5 tRNA genes are annotated in these 537 nt (G+C 54.7%); all 5 read right to left on the bottom strand.

What is annotated here, in order from left to right:
* Nucleotides 1-3 precede the first annotated feature (3 nt).
* The 5 genes from SAY88_RS24665 to SAY88_RS24685 all read right to left on the bottom strand — a co-directional run bounded on the left by SAY88_RS24665 (nt 4) and on the right by SAY88_RS24685 (nt 446).
* A tRNA-Asp gene (locus tag SAY88_RS24665) sits at nt 4-80 on the bottom strand.
* Between the two features lie 11 nt (nt 81-91).
* Nucleotides 92-165 (bottom strand) — tRNA-Met (locus SAY88_RS24670).
* 15 nt (nt 166-180) lie between these two features.
* Nucleotides 181-273, bottom strand: a tRNA-Ser gene (locus SAY88_RS24675).
* Between the two features lie 10 nt (nt 274-283).
* Nucleotides 284-360, bottom strand: a tRNA-Ile gene (locus SAY88_RS24680).
* A gap of 9 nt (nt 361-369) precedes the next feature.
* Nucleotides 370-446, bottom strand: a tRNA-Met gene (locus SAY88_RS24685).
* Between the last annotated feature and the right edge of the window lie 91 nt (nt 447-537).

The raw sequence follows: 537 nt of genomic DNA on the forward strand, positions 1-537 counted from the left end.
AAATGGCGGTCCGGACGGGACTCGAACCCGCGACCTCCTGCGTGACAGGCAGGCATTCTAACCAACTGAACTACCGGACCAATATTTTTGATTGCGGGAATAGGATTTGAACCTATGACCTTCGGGTTATGAGCCCGACGAGCTACCAGACTGCTCCATCCCGCGATGATATTAAGTTAATGGCGGAGGAGGAGGGATTCGAACCCCCGCGCGGTTTAACCCGCCTGTCGGTTTTCAAGACCGATCCCTTCAGCCGGACTTGGGTACTCCTCCGTATTTTTAATGGTGGACCCTGTAGGACTCGAACCTACGACCAATCGGTTATGAGCCGACCGCTCTGACCAACTGAGCTAAGAGTCCTATGTATGTTGGTAGCGGCGGAGGGAATTGAACCCACGACCTCACGGGTATGAACCGTACGCTCTAGCCAGCTGAGCTACACCGCCATAACATTATAATATTTTGGTGGAGCCTAGCGGGATCGAACCGCTGACCTCCTGCGTGCAAGGCAGGCGCTCTCCCAGCTGAGCTAAGGCC

The sequence above is a fragment of the Halalkalibacter flavus genome (genome assembly GCF_036663575.1).
Classification (GTDB): Bacteria; Bacillota; Bacilli; order Bacillales; family Bacillaceae_D; genus Halalkalibacter; species Halalkalibacter flavus.